7 protein-coding genes are annotated in these 16,047 nt (G+C 38.3%); 2 read left to right on the top strand and 5 right to left on the bottom strand.

Annotated elements, in window-relative coordinates; all coding sequences use genetic code 11:
• Positions 1-220: 220 nt before the first annotated feature.
• Positions 221-1,558: an MFS transporter gene (locus tag ASG14_RS05305; protein WP_056869952.1), complete on the bottom strand. Its 1,338-nt coding sequence runs from the start codon at positions 1,556-1,558 to the stop codon at positions 221-223.
• Between the two features lie 219 nt (positions 1,559-1,777).
• Entirely contained in the window at positions 1,778-3,115 is a 1,338-nt protein-coding gene (locus tag ASG14_RS05300) for an APC family permease (protein ID WP_056869951.1), read from the bottom strand.
• Positions 3,116-3,572: 457 nt separating this feature from the next.
• Between ASG14_RS05300 and ASG14_RS05295 the strand changes: the two genes are divergently transcribed.
• Both ASG14_RS05295 and ASG14_RS05290 read left to right on the top strand, forming a co-directional pair.
• Entirely contained in the window at positions 3,573-5,441 is a 1,869-nt protein-coding gene (locus tag ASG14_RS05295) for a DNA topoisomerase IV subunit B (protein ID WP_056869950.1), read from the top strand.
• A 41-nt stretch (positions 5,442-5,482) separates the two neighbouring features.
• Complete coding sequence (locus ASG14_RS05290; protein WP_157274842.1) at positions 5,483-7,624, top strand: ATP-binding protein; 2,142 nt, start codon at positions 5,483-5,485, stop codon at positions 7,622-7,624.
• 8 nt (positions 7,625-7,632) lie between these two features.
• Here ASG14_RS05290 and ASG14_RS05285 read toward each other — a convergent pair whose 3' ends face one another.
• Genes ASG14_RS05285 through ASG14_RS05275 form a run of 3 tightly spaced genes read right to left on the bottom strand, consistent with a single transcriptional unit; the run spans position 7,633 to position 15,944 of the window.
• Entirely contained in the window at positions 7,633-8,655 is a 1,023-nt protein-coding gene (locus ASG14_RS05285; protein WP_056869948.1) for a YihY/virulence factor BrkB family protein, read from the bottom strand.
• 7 nt (positions 8,656-8,662) lie between these two features.
• Positions 8,663-10,963 carry a BamA/TamA family outer membrane protein gene (locus tag ASG14_RS05280; RefSeq protein WP_056869947.1) on the bottom strand — a complete coding sequence of 767 codons (2,301 nt, stop codon included), beginning with the start codon at positions 10,961-10,963 and terminating at the stop codon, positions 8,663-8,665.
• The gene (locus ASG14_RS05275; protein WP_056870251.1) at positions 10,947-15,944 is read right to left on the bottom strand and encodes a translocation/assembly module TamB; all 4,998 of its coding nucleotides are present in this window, start codon (positions 15,942-15,944) and stop codon (positions 10,947-10,949) included. The genes ASG14_RS05280 and ASG14_RS05275 overlap by 17 nt, the downstream gene beginning before the upstream one ends.
• Positions 15,945-16,047 lie beyond the last annotated feature (103 nt).

Below are 16,047 nucleotides of genomic sequence, written 5' to 3'. Positions count from 1 at the left end.
TATTTTTTTTGGAAATGTTAGTGCGTCTGTTTTGGCCGATTACAGCCCTGCCCTCCGCTACAATCTTTTAAAGCTTTGGTAACTTAAAAGTTGAACATTAATGCGCCTTTAAAAGTATTTTCCCCAGGTCAGGTTTATCATGAAAGTATTGTGCGGCTGGCACCAGAATACAATAAGCCGAGCAAGTTAACCTAAAACCTGTCGAGGTTTAGAATTCTTTTCACTCCTTATTTTCTTTAAACCGGCTGAAACAAATTAAGGCAATCAGGCACAACGCGAAGCCAACAATGCCATTTAAGCGTAGACCAAAATCGTTTCCGGGGTCTTTTCCGTAAATGGTAAGCATTGCAAAAACCGCAATACCCAGGGTTTGACCAAGTTTTACAAAAAGGTATTTAACTGCAAAAAACATTCCTTCATGGTTTTCCCCAGTTTCCAAAGTATCTTTCTGGGCAATATCTGCTAAAATCGCGTTAGGTAAAATCCCTAATGCCGCTAAAGGAAAAGAGGCTGATAAAACGAGTATATACAGTTGTGTTCTTGGTAATAATGGCAACTTTCCTAAAAAGAAAATGGTAACGAAAATTAAGCACAAAACAACGAACGCGGATAGCACAAATAGTTTTTTACCAACTTTGGCAGAACCGAAGTTAACAATAGGATAAAATATTAATGATGCCAAAACCATAACGCCCATAAATTTCCCACCTTCTGATTCATCTAAACCCAGTAGCACCGTACAGAAATACAACAGGCCACTCGAAATAATGCTCAGGGCGGTATAAAATGCAAAATCAGATACGAGATAATATTTAAAATTGCTGTTTTTGAAGGTGTTTTTAATGGCCGGCCAAAGCGGAATGTGGGTTGGCTTTGCTACAGAAAATTCCTTCTCATTGATGAAAAAAACCGGAAGCAACATGACCAGGCCAGACAGAATACATAAACCCCAAATCGCAATTTGAACGGCTTCACTACGGTTTGCAACCTGAAAATTCTGCTGCACTAAATCCGCGAAATTATTGGTACAGGCTGATAGAATAATCCCGATTACAAAGCCAACTTGCTGGTAACTTGATAGCTTTACTTTTTGCCGCGGTGTGTTGGTAACTTCGGCCAATAAGGCGTTGTAAGGAATAATATAAGTAGTTACCGAAACGAAAAACAAACAAAGTGTTATGGTGAGCCACCATGCATTATGCAAACTTTCGCCTTTTTGTAAAGGATAAAAAACTAAACCACAAAAAACCATGGCAGGGAGAATTGCCCATTTCATAAAAGGCATGCGCCTGCCATTTGGGTTGTTGCTCGCATCACTTTTCGAGGCAATAAAAGGATCGAAAACAGCATCAACCAATCTGCCGGACGCTGCAATTATTGATAGAATATTAAACAAACCTAAAAAAACAAGTTGCGGAACCAGCGGTGGTAAACCAGCGTTGCTTGGTGGCAAATAAAAGTATGGCAGCATTACGATGATAATATTCGTCATCGTGCTCCACCCTATCATACCAGCAGCATAAGCGATTTCTTGTTTTAAAGAGAGTGTTTTGTTCATTAAATTATAATCATTTTAAAATGATAGAATTACGTACTTAATTGTTGGCCTTGCATTGATACGCCAAATTGAAGTACCGAATTGCCATATAAACCCGACAGCAGCGGAAATACTTTTTAGGTTAACTAACGCCAAAGTTAACCGTGGCGAGCCCTAAAAAGATTGTAGCGTATGGCGGGGCCACACTAACCAAAAAGCACTGCATTTGCTTTACAAAAGCTATTTCTTGTTAAACAATCTCGAAATGAAATAGATTAACAAAAACCCCACAAAAATATACAATCCGTTCAGTGCAGCACTTGGGTCGTCGGCATAAATGCTAAAGGCTACAAAAGTATAGGCGGCAATAAATATTACAGGCAATATAGGATATAATGGAACAGTATAAATGGCTTTTTTATCAAGATGGGCTGTACGCTTTCTTAAAATAAAAATTGTTGCTGCAGAACTTGCCATACTAATGCTTTCCAGGAATATGGTATAATTTAAAATCTTATCGAAAGTTTTGGCATAAAAGATTATAACAACCGCAACAAGGGTAAAAATAGTTAGGCTCCAGGTGATTACCTCTGTTTTCGCATTCATTTTGCTAAACAATTTGGGCAGCGCACCTTCCTCGCCCATAGCAAACATAGCCCGCGGGTTGCTAAGTAAATTTACATTTACATAACCCATTACCGAGATAAAAATAATTACCGAAAGCATTTTAAAACCTGCAGGACCAAATATTTTCGATGCTAAAATTGCGGCAATGCTTTCAGCGGTTTTTAATTCTTCGAAGCCTATAACTTTAACGTAAACATAATTGAGCAGTAGATAGAGTGCAACAATTATGGTTAACCCGATGATTATTGAGCGTGGTATTACCTTTTTTGCTTCTTTAACTTCGCCTCCAAAATTGATGGTTTGTGCATAGCCTGCGTAAGAGAATGATACCGCTATTAAACATAAACCCAGCGCTTTCCCATAATCTGACCAGTTTGGCAACGCGTTGCCTTGTGTTTTAAATTCAGGTGCAACAGTTTGTATTTGCCCACCAAAAAAAACAGCACAAATTAAAGTCAGAATTAAGCCTATTTTAATTATTGTTAGAACGTTCTGCGTTTTCGAACTGGCTTTTAAGCCCAAAAGGTTGATTAAGTAAAATATTAAAATGGTGGTAATTGCAATCGCGACACGGTATGTTTCGTTCTGCATTTCTACCGGTAAAATGATTTTGCCTAAATATTCTGCTCCGATTATCGAAATTGCAGCAACAGATGCAGCGCTCGAAATTAATACAATGCAATTGATTGCAAAGGCTATGGAGGGATGATAGGCAATGGAAAAGATTTTATAATAACCGCCAGTTACCGGATAACGGGCACCGATTTCTGCATAAGTGAGTGCGCCACAAAAAGCAACAAAACCGCCGATAATCCATGCGAGGTAGAACAATTCGGGAATTTGAGCTTTCGCAGCCACATTTACAGGTGTACGAAAAATGCCCATACCAATTACCAAACTGACTACGATCATGGATAAATCGAAGAGCGAAAGTTGCTTTTTTTGCTGCATTAAAAGTAATTATTATTGATTGGTTGAAGATAGGGAAAATAGGTTAAATGGATGCTGGAAGATGCAGAAAACAAAATAACGCTCTCACAAAAGGGTAATTTTATAACTGCAAATGGTTAGAACTTCCTGTTTAGTTAGCGGTTTTATTGAAGTGAATAAAGGGATAATTTTTATACTGCGGCAAAGTGGCCACACACTTCAATAACCCGCGGGTTTAATAAATCGTTTTTTGTTGAAATTTTCTTTTGCTACCCTCAAAGAATAAATCTATTATTGTATAATAATTTTTGCTACTCGAGATTCGTGAAACCAACAGCTAAATTTTCCGACTCCCGATATCAAATCATCCCTTAATATTTGTCATGTTGAACGTTAAAGCTTGCTCCGAACATCCCTCGGTATAGCTGCTTTGTGTGAAAACGAAGTTCATTCAACCTGGTAACACTTTACTAAATTTATGGCAGAAGTAATTTATAACGACGACAGTATTCGCTCATTAGATTGGAAAGAACACATCAGACTGCGGCCCGGTATGTATATCGGTAAGCTTGGTGATGGTTCTGCGCAAGACGATGGAATTTATGTTTTGTTAAAAGAAATTGTAGATAACTCTATTGATGAGTTTGTGATGGGTACCGGAAAAACCATCGAAATTACGGTTTCTGAGCAAAAAATAAATGTTCGCGATTATGGCCGGGGAATTCCTTTAGGAAAAGTTATAGATTGTGTAAGTAAGATAAATACCGGCGGTAAGTATGATAGTAACGCCTTCCAAAAATCAGTAGGTTTAAATGGTGTAGGTACGAAAGCGGTAAATGCGCTATCAACCAGTTTCACTGTACAATCTTACCGGGATGGAAAAACCAAAAAAGTTGAGTTCTCGAAAGGGGAAATTGTAAATGAACAACCTGTTATTGACACAACCCAGCGAAATGGTACGGCCATAACTTTCTATCCGGATGAAACCATTTTTAGAAACTACCACTACATTCCTGATTTTGTGGAGAGTATGGTTTGGAACTATGTGTTCCTGAATACTGGTTTAACAATCAATTTTAATAATCAAAAATATTTTTCAGAAAGAGGACTTTACGATCTACTTTCAAAATTTAACAAGCCAGAAGAAATACGGTATCCAATCATTCATATGATTGGTAACGATATCGAGATTGCGATGACGCACGGGCAACAATACGGCGAAGACTACCACTCGTTCGTAAATGGCCAACATACTACACAAGGCGGCACACACCAGGCTGCTTTCAGGGCTGCAGTTGTAAAAACCGTACGGGAGTTTTTTAAAAAAGAGTTTGACGCTGCTGATGTGCGTTCATCAATCATCGCGGCAATTTCCGTCCGTGTGCAGGAGCCGGTTTTCGAATCGCAAACTAAAACCAAACTTGGCTCTCAAAATATGGGACCAGAAGGACCATCTGTTGCTACTTTCATCAACGATTTTGTTAAAAAAGAACTTGATGATTATCTACACAAAAATCCTGATGTGGCTGATGCGCTTTTAAAGCGAATAAACCAATCGGAACGGGAGCGTAAAGATATTGCAGGGATTAAAAAGTTAGCCAACGATAGGGCTAAAAAGGCATCGTTGCACAATAAAAAACTTCGTGATTGTAAGGTTCATTTTAATTCTACACACGAAAAACGTTACGAGACTACCTTATTTATTACCGAGGGAGATTCTGCATCGGGTTCGATTACCAAATCTCGTGATGTAGACTGCCAGGCTGTTTTCAGCCTAAAAGGAAAACCACTAAACTGCTACGAGCTGACTAAAAAAGTGGTTTACGAGAACGAAGAATTTAACCTTTTACAGCACGCCCTAAATATTGAAGATGGATTAGACGGTTTGCATTACAACAACATTGTAATTGCTACCGATGCCGATGTAGATGGCATGCACATCAGGTTGCTGATGATGACCTTCTTTCTTCAGTTTTTTCCTGATTTAGTAAAAGCAGGACATGTGTACATTTTACAAACCCCATTATTCAGGGTTCGCAATAAAAAGGAAACCATATATTGTTATAGTGATGAAGAGCGCCGGAATGCCATCGAAAAATTAGGTAATAAACCTGAAATTACTCGTTTTAAAGGATTGGGGGAGATTTCTCCTGATGAATTTGGTTTGTTTATCGGTAAAGATATCAGGCTGGACCCTGTTATTTTGAAAGACCAGACCATTAAAAGTTTGCTTGAATACTACATGGGTAAGAACACGCCCGACAGGCAACAGCACATCATCAAAAATCTCCGGGTAGAAAAAGACGAAGTACAAGAAGAGCCAAAAATAATCGATGAAGTAGCATAAATTCTGGCGTTGATTAATCGCAAAATTAAATCAACGTACATTTGAAACCCACTAAAAGTTCAGCAGGAAAGTATTTAATAGTTGTATTTTTACTCGTAGTCATTTTAGGAATAACGGCAGGATTATTCGTGAATTTCTCAAAAATACCACTGTTAAAATCGGTTAATAAAATCGTTCAGGTTCAGAGTGATTTTAGTAAGCTGGATAGCTGTATTTTTAAGCTCTACAACGCGGAAAACAGCTGTAGAATGTATATTGTTAGTGGCGAAAAAAGTTTCTACACGCAATTTGCGCATGAAATTAAAGAGGTTTCTTTAATCATGGACACCATCGAAAGCCAGAATTTAAAGGAAAATGCATTTTCTAAAGAAAGCTTCACGGCGTTAATCAGGCAAAAAAAGCTGCGCACAAGCCAGTTTATCCAGTTAAAGAGATTATCAGACAGCTTAATTAACTTTTCGATCGCCGTAGATAAGGATGTCGAAAATATTAGTCCGAACAGTGAGCTTTTTACGGCCAGACAATTCAAAAGTATCACCAGAATTGACACCCTGAAACCTAAAGTGATTGCCCAGCCTAAGAAAAAATTCTTCGGTAGAATTATCGCTGCAATAAATGATAAAGGGAAAAAAGGTACTGATAGTACAACCGCGACACTTGTAAAAACTGTTATCACTGCCGATACATCATCTGTAAATGGTGAATACAACAAAATGCAGCTAAAAGCTATAAATACTTACTACCTTAAACTTTACAAAATAAACAAGCGCTTAAAAGATAAAGAACGAGAACTTTTAGATGTTAACCATGAGCTGATTGTAAATATTGTAAACGGCCTGAAACAGTATAAAAAAACCGAAAAAAACTATTATTCATCTGTTCAAAAATTAGTTACAGTAAACGCATTCAGCACGCTGGAGAACCTGGACAAATTCACAATCATATTGCTCCTTTTTGCCGCAGGCCTGCTTATTCTGGTCTTCTACTTTATCTATACGCTCTACAAAAACGGGCAGGCACTAATCGAGTATAGTAACAAGGCTGCATTATATGCCCTTTCCAAAAGTCGTTTTCTGGCAAATATGAGTCATGAAATTCGTACCCCCTTAAACTCTATCGTCGGTTTTTCGGAGCAATTAACACAGGTTGATCTCGAGGCCCAGCAAAAAGAACAAATTAGTGCCATACGAAATTCTTCGGTAATGCTGCTCGACGTTGTTAATGATATTCTCGATTTTTCAAAATATGAAACCGGAAAAGTTACGATGGAACAAATTCCGTTTTCTCCGTTTACAGCCATTCAGGATGTATTTGACGGGATGAAAATACAGGCTGAAAAAAAGAAAATTGGCTTCATACTGGAAATGTCAATCGAGAAGGATTTATTCATACTTGGCGATCCGTTACGATTAAAACAAGTGGTTATGAATCTTTTAAGCAATGCCATTAAGTTTACAACTCAGGGGGAAGTTGTTTTAGAGGCAGCTTTAACCAAAACTAGTGGTAGGCAGGCGCTGCTAAATGTGAGTGTTTCCGACACTGGTTTGGGTATAAATCATTTAGATCAGAAAATTATTTTTGATGAATTTGCGCAAGTATATTATGCATCTACCAAAGAGAAACAGCAGGGAACTGGTTTAGGGCTTGCCATCTGCAAAAAGATTGTTGAGTTTCAAAATGGTACAATCAGTGTTAGCAGCGAAGAAGGAAAAGGCTCTGTTTTTTCTTTCGAGTTGCCATATGAAATCACCGGGAACAGTAAACCGGAAGAAGCCACTAAACCAGTGCTTTTGGAAGATGCGAAAATCCTGGCTGGAAAGCGTGTGCTTTTAGCCGACGATAACATGCTAAATATCCTGTTGGCAAGTACGATTCTAAAAAAATATAAGGTAAACTTTGATACCGCTTATAATGGTCTCGAAGCTTATGATTCTTTCAATGAAAATCTATACGATCTGATTTTAACGGATATTCAGATGCCCGAAATGGGCGGGATAGAACTGACAAGAAACATCAGATACGGTGAGGATGTTGGCAAAAGAGGAATTCCTATTTTGGGTGTAACAGCCAACGTAATGCAGGAAGACAGAAAAAAATACCTGGAATCTGGCATCAACGAGCTGGTTTTAAAGCCATTTTTAGAAAAAGAACTGGTAGAAAAAATGATTTTATTCTTGAAGTAGGATTGCTTCTAAGCCTTTGGTGCATGAATGGTATCTTCAGGGTGTTGAGGTGGAAGCACGTCAACTTTTTTCTCTACAATCGTAATTTTAGTAAATACTGCGTACTTGCTTGGGCTAATCCCCCCATCGTACTTTTCTGCATAAGCCTGGGTAAATTCGGCCCCAAAGTAAAGGATAATTGAGGTGTAATATATCCAAAGCAGTATTACAATTATCGAACTTGCTGCGCCAAACGCTGAGCCCGGATTTCCTTTTTCAATATAAATGCCAATTAAATATTTACCCAAACTAAAAAGAACCGCGGTAAATAAGGCACCAATAATCGCCGATTTCCATTTGATTACAACATCAGGAAGGACTTTAAATATTACAGTGAATACAGCTGTAACCGCAGCCAAAGTAATTACATTGTTTAAAATGTAGATGATTAAACTCATTGTATCATCTGCGACAGGAACGACCTTATCGATATTTGTTTTGGAAAGCAACTTTATCAACTTATCTCCCAACCCAACTACGACACTATTTATAACCAGAGAAACCAGTAATAAAAAGCCCATCGAAACAATTAAGGAAAACGAAAGCAACCTGTTGGTAAGCATTTTCAGCCAACCTTTCTTAGGAATGGCCTTCACTTTCCAAATCATATTGATGCTATCCTGAATTTCAATAAAAATAGCCGTAGAGCCAATGACCAGGGTAGCAATACCGATAATTAAACCCATGGTAGATTGCCCGCTTTTGTTTGCATGTTCTACAAAACCCTGGATTTGTATAGCCGCATCTTTACCGACCATTTCTGTAACCTGAGCAAAAAATTTACCTCTGGTAGAAGTATTCATTTTATCGCCAAAAAAAAGCGTTGCCGCCGATAGCACGATGATGATAAGCGGTGTGAGCGAAAAAATTGTATAGTATGCCAGCGAAGCACTTAGTTTGGTAATCCTATCCTCAGCAAAGCCTTTACCCGCAGCAATGAAGAGGTGATAAAGTGCAATAAAAAACTGTTTAATCTTTTGAATTATTTTCATTGAAAAATTAAAATGGATAGCCAATCCCAATATTAAAGATTAGGTTTTGCCTTCTCCAGTCTTTATTTCCGAACGCAAGATCATCAAATACCCAGCGTTGTCCTTCTGGCAAGAAAGGTTTCCGAATAGGAAAAGCCACGTCTAACCGAATAACGAATATGGTTGCATCTACCCGAACACCCGCTCCGGTGCCTACCGCCAATTCATTTAAAGCATTTTTGAGCTTAAATTCAGACCCTGGTCTGCCAGTGTTTGTAGTTCCTGGTATTCCGGTGTCTTCTTTACGCAGCCAAACGTTACCTGCATCTACAAATAATGCGCCATAAAGAATACTCACAATTTTAAAACGCAATTCTGAATTGAGCATCAACTTTATATCCCCGCCCTGGTCGGCAAAAATAGCATTTTCAGGTACCTTGTAAGTTCCCGGACCCAACGTTCTCGCCGGAAAGGCCCTAATATCATTACTTCCGCCAGCAAAAAACTGCCTTACAAAGGGCAAAGAAGTACTATTGCCATAGGCATAACCGTACCCTAGGTTTAGTCTGTTAGCCCAAACCACGTTCCTGGTAACTTTATAATAGTCTCTTAAATCTGCCTCTAACCTAACAAACTGAGATAGCGGTACGTTAAAAAGCGAACGTTTACCTTGGTCATCTTTAGGCACAAATGCCCCCCAAACATTCCCACCTGTTTCTACACCGCCGAAGAAATAGGTGTTATTTCTGCGATTGTCTTCCATTTGGTTTGTAAAGGTGAAATTATAATTACTTCCGATTATAAACTGATTCTCTAAAGTTGAACGGAGCAGCGGATTTTGCTCGTAAAGACGTTCCTTTGTGGTATCGGATGGAAAAGTTGTTGAAATATAACTTACCGAGATTGGATTGAAGTTATGTTCCTTGTATTGATTTTCCTTGAAGTTATAGCCAAATTCTCCTTTAAAAGCATGTAAGGTATATTCCGAACCGCGATTTAGCATCTGGTAAGAAAGGGACGTAATCGTTTTCGGGATAAACGCTGTTGTACTGTTTGGTTTGTAAAACGGAACAATAAATCTTGGAAAGGTTAGTTTACCTTCTGCTGTTAATGAGATTGAATTTTTCCCAAGTGCTGTTCCCTTAGTTTGCGTTTCAAAGCCACCGCTAACGCTAACGTCTAATTGTTCGGCCCCGCGGAACAAGTTTCTGGTGGTTTGTGTAACTTTTACTTCAGAGCCGACAAAATTGTTCGATTTGCTGGTCCCGGTTACCGAAAATGTTAATGAATTTTTCTTAAGCGGCGTTAAGTAGATATTTAAATCCAGCTGGTTATTTTTGAAGCTGTCAAGCGGCAAAAATTCGGCCCTAACATCCTGGAAAGCCCCAACATTTACCATTCGGTTTAGCGATTGATTATGGTCTTTACGATTGTATAATTCACCTTTCTGAAAAAACACTAATCGATCAAATAACCCTGGTTTGAAGGTATTCCGGTCATCATAGATATTAAAATCGTGGTATTGCACTGGTTTAAGCCTGCGCAACACGCTGTCTCTCCTTATGGAATAAGCAGGATAAATGTTAATATTATTAATGGTATACGGTTTTAAACCCGCTTCAGGGGCAATATCTTTTACTTTTACGGTAATGTTAACGAGGTTTTTGCCTATTGTACTATCAACCTGCATAATTAAATAATCCGGACTGAAATAAAAGTATCCACTTTCTTTCAAGTCGTTGTCGATTCTTATGCGTTCATTTTTATAGACATCTAAATCGTAATAATCTCCTACTTTTAACAGTGTTTTATCTTTATTCGAATTGATAATTTTTGTCAGCACACCAGAATCTGGCGGGAAATTTATTTTATTTATTTTATACCGTTCTCCGGTAACAGCGGTGTAAATCGCTTTACCTTTTTTGTCTTTTACAACCGTATCTCCGGTAACAACCGCCTGTAGGTAGCCTTCGCTCAACAAATAACTCGTAAGTACATCATTGTTGTATTTCAGTTTAACTTCGCTTAATAGAACCGGCGCCTCCCCTTTTTTTCTAATCCAATTCCTTAAACCCTTTGGCTTTTTAGGCTCGCCTGCGAAGTTATAAATGGCAAGCTTTAACTTATTATTGGGCCGGGGTCTGGTTTTGCTCTTTAAATCTGCCTTTACCTGCTTTTCATCATCAATTTTACCTGACGAATAGGGATTAATATTTATCTCTGCGCCTGTATATAAAATCTGGCCAGGTTTTAAGGATTTCGTGCTACTACAACCCGCATAAACTAAACAGGCCAATACAAATAAAATAGGTCTAGTTAGTCGTCTCATCTTGTGCTTTCTGTTCAATGTTTCTCGTTCTTCTATTTCGTTTTTTCTGGAAAATCTCTTTGAATTTATTGTAATCAACAACTAAAGTGAATCCAAGCCCAGTTTCAATGATCTGGCCTTGCACTATCACATCATTCTGATTTCGCCTGTAAGCCCTCAACCGGTACCTTCCATCGGCAGATAATGCATATTCTACGTTTACGTTTCCTGCAATATTGGTCGATTTTTCTCCTGGCGCCTGTGGGCCCTCAAGTGCGAAAGAACTTCCTACCGTTACGGTCAACCTGTCGTTAAGGAGTTTTTTGGATAAGCCAACCTCCAAATCCGTTTTCTGTTGCAACGAGCCTGTAGAATAATCTTCTGAAGAATTTACCCCAAAATTAAGATCAACACCTTGAATCAAATCTGATGTTAGGTTGTTTAATTGCTCTGTTAATAATTTGCTCACACTCGATCTTGCAAGTGTAGATACGCCTCCGCCGCCACCGGCTAAACTTTGAAATGGGTTATTTGCGATAAACCTGTTAAGCGCCAACAAGGCGAAAACCTGTTTATTAAGCTCGCTTTCATCACGATTTACATTTTGAAGCCTGGTATAAGCCAAACTTCCAATTTCTGTTGCTCTTTCATTTTCAGGCAGGTCAATTTTGAAAGAAATGATTGGTTTAAGCAACTCCCCTTTCATCATCAAATAAACCTGAAACGGAAGCTTCGTTTTTGCCTGTACCAAATCCGGTTGGTTTAATAAATCAATAGGTGCTGCATTTACTTCGTACATTGCAGATAAGTTAACATTCGCCGTAGTAGGCTCGCCGGTCCACACAATTGTGCTTCCTTTAACTATTTTAAATTCTTTTTTACCTAACGGGCCGACCGACAAATTATAAGAGCCATCAACAACTTCATAGCGTCCGGTTAAACTAATTTTCCCACTTGGATCCATTGTTGCGTTCAAATCTGCATCGCCTTTTATGTTAAGCGCATCACCGTTTGATGGGTCAACAACTACATTAAGTTCCGCTTCAGGATCTATTTTGACTGCCGCAACGAGGTTTAAGCCTTTAATTGGTGATTTACTTACGCTATCAACCTTCAATGCTTTTTGCCCGTTAAAAGGTGGCGCATCAGCATCAATAAACTGAACTATACCTTCCTGGTCAATAATAGCAGGGTCATTTGCAGGCAAAGCAAAGAAAAACTTAGTGCCTTTGTTAACGTTCACCGTCATGTTTACATCAGGCTGGTTCAAATCTCCTCTAACCTTAATATTACTGGTTAGAAAAACAGTTCCGTAAATCATTTCGTTATCTGCCGCAGTAGAATTTATTGCCCTGAAATTATTCATCCGAATGTCGAGTCCGAACTTATAATTTTTGTAGTCAGTGGTTAACACCTTTCCGTTAATTGTTGCCTTTTGATTAAGCGAATCGATAAGCGTAAAGTTGTTAAAAGCAATGCCCTCATTGGTGAATGAAATTTTCTCGTTCGGCAATCTAAAATATGAATTCACGTAAGCAACGTTTATGCCTGCATTATTGAATGTTAAATCGCCCAATATTCTTGGCGCAGTTAAAGCGCCCTTAACTGAAAGTGCTCCAGTTAATGTTCCGGTTCCGTTTTTTAACTGTCCCTGCGATAAACTCTCGATGTTTTTCATTTCAATCTTATCGATATTAACTGTTAAATCGAGCGCACTTTGCGGGGCGGTATAATAAAAGCCGTTAACCCTAAGTTCGTGTACACCTGTAAGTGCCACATTCACCTCAAAAGCATTTTTGGTATTATTATTAACAGCCAATCTCAAGGTGCCCAACTGGTCTTTTTCATAGCGCAGCTGGTCTATCGTTAAGTTTGCTTCAAACTTAGGGGTTGATGCTAAATCTTTAACATTTGCGGTGCCATTTAACCGCCCACCAACCAAAGTTGTATCTGTTTCTGCAAATTTGGTGAGCGTTTCGAGTTGGAAATCTTTAAATTCTACAGCTAATGGTGCATTAGGTTGAGTTGGGTTACTATTTATGGATAGAGATTGACCACTGTTACTAATCTGAAATTGATTTACCAGAATGCCCGATGCGCCAAATTGTATATAGTTATATTGCGAAACTACCCATTTTTGATAATCCAGCAACAGCTTTTGTGGATCCAAAGAAAATTTAAAATCTTTATTAATCGATTGGAATGTTCCGCCTATAACGTATTTGTCCTTAAGTTTTCTATCACGAAGAAAAATGTTGACGCCGAGGTTGTTATTCGCCGCATCGCCATTAACCTCTGTATTAAACAGCGCAATTGACGGGCTCTGTAAACTCTTAACAGTTAAAGCATAATTTAATTTATTATTGTCGTTGTTGATGTTCAAAACTGTCGTGTCAACTTTAAAATCGCCGTAAACAACTTGCGGGAAATTACCTTTAATTTGTAAGCTATCTTTCTGAGTGTCGATTAAGCCATAAAATTGAGATTGTTTAAATACCGCCAGTTCTGGTACAAACTGTTTCAACAGCTTGGAATCATAAATCTGAACAGCAAACCTCATTCTTTGGTCTGGAATTTTTGTTACAGTTCCAAAAGCGTAGTACTTATTAATTTCGTTGATAATGGCATTGCTTATCTTTGTTAACTGATATTTACCATCTACCCTCGCAGATAAAATTTCCGATTTCAACGTTAATTCATTGGCTGTTTCGGTGGTTTTAGCCTTAACAGAAATTGTATCTACATTAATGCGCTGTGCATCTTTTACCAGCTGTAAACCTGTAATGTCAACGGTACCATTTAAATAATCTGCATCAGCAGTTGCTAAATCTACTTTGACCAGGCCGGCGGCCGTTAAAATCGTCGGACTAAAATTAAGTGCCTGCAAATTCAATTGCTTTAGATTAAGATTTGCCTTTACAGCAGGATATTTGCCCGCAAGGTTGGCTCTGGCATCAAGTGTAAAGTTTGCGTTATTATCTGGCATGCTGCCTTTTATTGAAACATTCTGGTTGGCGTACGTACCAGCGATATTTAGATTGCGATAGGTATATTTGTTGTAATAAGCATTTAAAACGCGGGCGTTAAATTTGGCATTTATCTTTTTCGGGTCCAAACCTGTTCCTGCAACGTTTGCCTTAACCGAAACGCGACCCAGTTTTGGCTGCATTTTTAACAAACGGCCAACGTTAAAGTTGTTGAGGGTAACATCTGCTTTGTAACTTTCTCTGCCTTTTGGTCCCTTCATTGTGGCCGCTAAAATCGCAGCACCCATATCCGTTTGGATATTCATGTTGGTGTTGAAATCCGTCATTGAGCCAGTAAACCTTCCTTTGGCATTTATTACATTTGGCAACTCGATGCTTGGTGGTAAGGATTTTCTTGGCACCGCCACCAGGATATCGCTCTTGGTTACGTAAAGTTTTTTAATATTTAAATCCAGAAAAGTTTTGTTAATATCCGGTAGTCCCTTTGCGGTTCCGCTTATGTCTATTTGCGTGTTCTTTAACCCGCTAACCTGCAACCGTGGGATATTGAGATTATTCAGGTAGCCGTTTACATCAGCATTTATCTTAATTTTTTTATTGCGGTAGTTTGCCGGAACAGCATCGCTAAAATAGCCTGCATCTTTTAATCCAATTGTCGTATTTTTTAAGCTCAAAGCCAGTTTTACCCGCTCCGGATGCTTTGTCAAATCATCCATCGAAGTAAAATTCAGCTCAGTGGCATTTTCAATGTTCGTATTTGGTGTTCTTAAAATAAAATTGCTCAGCTTAATCTGCTTGTCGTTATAAACCGCATTTCCCTTTAACTCATTCAGCTGGAAACCGCTTTTTTCTTTTAACGAACCATTTTTAACATTTGCCTTAATGCCCGCTGCACTATAACTCACATCGCCTGCGCCAAAAGTTAATCCGGTGATTTTTAAATGATTAAAATCCATTCCCTTTGCAGCGGCCTTTGCACCTAAATTATCGAACTGAACATTATTTTCTGCTAAACTTATGTTCTTAATCATTAAGCCTAAGGTAGATTTCTGAGCGACAACAGTGTCTTTAACTTTTTTGAGGTCGTTACTCGGTGCCGGCTTAAAGGCGAAAAGGATATTTGATTTATTTAGTTTGGCATCATCAACTGTATATTTACTATTTGTTAAATCTACTTTTAGGTTTGTTAAGCCTAATTCAATTACATCCGCAATAGCCTTGGTTGTTGAAATCTGATCATCGTAATTTACTTTAACATTGTTAAAAGCAAAGTTTTCTACCGCAATTAACGGAAGCTTTCCTGTTGCTTTCTGGCTGCTATCTACCGTATTTGTAATGTGCTGCACCAATTGTGTTAGCGGCTTTTGCTGCAAGTATTTTAACGATGTGTTGTTTAATGTCAAGTCGCGGATAACATAGTGCTGATTAGCCAAATCAAAAGTTTTCAACTTAGTTTTGAATGCACCTAAGTGCAGTTTCACATCGTTTCCAGCAACGTCATCACGGTAGGTAATACCAATATCTTCAAACGACACTTTATCTACCGAAAATTTCAAAGTTGAAGTGGTGTCTTTGTCGACCTTTTCTTCAGGTTTTTTCTGGTCGCTCATGAAAGCATCTACTAAAAAAGAAAAGTTAAAAGTCGTATCGGGGTTTATCCTTTTAACATTCGCCCGTATGTTTTTTAGTTCGATATTATTAATCTCAACAGTATTTTTTAAGAGTTTAAAGAGGCTGATATCAACAGCGAGTTTTTCGGCATATAAAAGCGTATCGCCTTTTCTGTCTTCGATATAAAACTTGTTTAAAACAACATCTTTGGGAAGCGCAATTTTAATGCTTTCGAGACTAACCTCCGTTTTCGTTTTATCTTTAAGGTAGTTTATCGCTTTCCCTTTTACAAAATTTTGTACTGCAGGAATGTTTAGAGACAAAGCCACCGCGACAACCAAAATTATCACCGAGGCGATGATCCAGAGTAAAACTTTAAGACTTTTACGTACGTATTTATTCAAAGCTGATAGTGTTTGGTAATTTACTAAATGCCAAAAGCATGCCACTAAAATTAATTTAAGGCAGATCTTTGTAATTAATACAAAAAATAAACTAAATTGTTCG

The organism is Pedobacter sp. Leaf194, from assembly GCF_001423945.1.
Lineage (GTDB): Bacteria > Bacteroidota > Bacteroidia > Sphingobacteriales > Sphingobacteriaceae > Pedobacter.
Note: the sequence above shows the minus strand (reverse complement) of the source record. Positions and strands in the feature narration are given on the sequence as shown.